General features: G+C 71.6%; 1 protein-coding gene. It reads right to left on the bottom strand.

Translation table 11 applies throughout. The features are described from left to right. Positions 1-285: 285 nt before the first annotated feature. On the bottom strand, positions 286-1,395 hold the full coding sequence (locus FV223_RS27635; RefSeq protein ID WP_246689837.1) for an alpha/beta hydrolase: 1,110 nt from the start codon (positions 1,393-1,395) through the stop codon (positions 286-288).

The raw sequence follows: 1,395 nt of genomic DNA, 5'->3' as shown, positions 1-1,395 counted from the left end.
GGGTGGGGCGGGGGGCGGGACGACGCATGGGACTGAAGGGCCTTGCCAGGATGCGGACAGCAGGGGACGATCGCTGCGAAAACGGCTTCGCGACGTTGTTTGGAATGATGCTAAACTGATGTTATTACTAGGTTTTCGGGGTCTTCGTTACGGCCGGGCCGGATCGCGCACAAGGCCTCGGCGGACGGATGCGCCCGCCCTGTGGCCTGCAAGCCACGGTTGATACCGCCATCCCGGCCACGGCGCTCCGCGTGCCCTGCCCTGCTCTTCTCTGCCCGGGCGGCCTCAGCGCGGGCGCGCGGCGATCCAGCCGATCAGCGCGTCGGCGACCTGGTCGCTGTTCTTTTCCAGCATCATCATGTGGCCGTTGCCGCGCAGGCCCTGGTCGACGAGCTTGAGGCTGTCGGGCCTGGCACCGGCCTGGGCGAGGAAGGCGGTGGTGCAGTCGTCGACCGGGGTGCGGAACGAGGCTTCGGCGGTCACGATCACCGCCGGCACGCGGGCGAGGTTCGGGAGCCGGCGCACCGGCTCGCCCTGGAGCCAGCAGCGGATCCGCCCCTCGGCCGCCGGGGCCTTGGCCTGCATCACCACGAGATCCTCGGGCGACGTCACCGGCGGGTCGAAGGTCAGCGGCACGCGGGTGATGCCGTAGGCGCGGGCGCGCCCGTCGCCCGCCTTCTCGTAGAAGTCCTTGCCGCCGCGCAGGCGCACGTCGAAGAAGGGCGGCCCGTTCGGCTCGATCGCGACGTGGGCCTTCACGAGGTCGGGCCGCGCATCCGAGACCGCCCAGCCGAACAGCCCGGCCTGCCCGTGGGTGACCAGCACCGCCGGCCCGATCTTGTCCAGCAGCGCGATCAGCGCCGGGTCGACCAGCTCCTCGGTCTGCTGCGCGCCGGCGAGGTAGGGCACCTGGCTGGCGAAGAACTGGTCGAAGGCGGCGTTCCCCTGCACGCCGGGGCCGCCCGGCCACTGGGTGTGGAGCTTGGCCTGCGGGAACAGGTCGTAGAGCTCCTGGGCGGTGTAGGTCTCCTCCAGGGCGCGGGTCGAGAACCGGGCGTAGGGCCCGTAGACTTCCGGGTTGGTGCCGGACCGGCCGCGGCCGACCTGGTCGACGATGTAGACCGCGAACCCCTTCTCGACGAAGCGCTGGGCCCAGCCGGGCCGGCCGTCCGGCGTCCCGAGGAAGTTGACCCCGGTCTGCGAGATGCCGTGGACCATCACCACCGGCCAGGGCTGCGTGACTGTGGCCGGCCGCCGCGACTGCACGAACATCTGGCCGACCATCACGGTCTTGTCGGCGACGCGCTCGTAGCGGCCGCCGATGTAGAAGTAGCTCGCCACCGTCAGGGGGCCCTGGGCGGGGGCGTCCGCGGCGGCGGACGGCCCGGGCTGCAC

This window comes from Methylobacterium sp. WL116 (genome assembly GCF_008039455.1).
Taxonomy (GTDB): domain Bacteria; phylum Pseudomonadota; class Alphaproteobacteria; order Rhizobiales; family Beijerinckiaceae; genus Methylobacterium.
The sequence above is the reverse complement of the archived record's forward strand: the minus strand, read 5'-3'. Positions and strand labels throughout refer to the sequence as shown.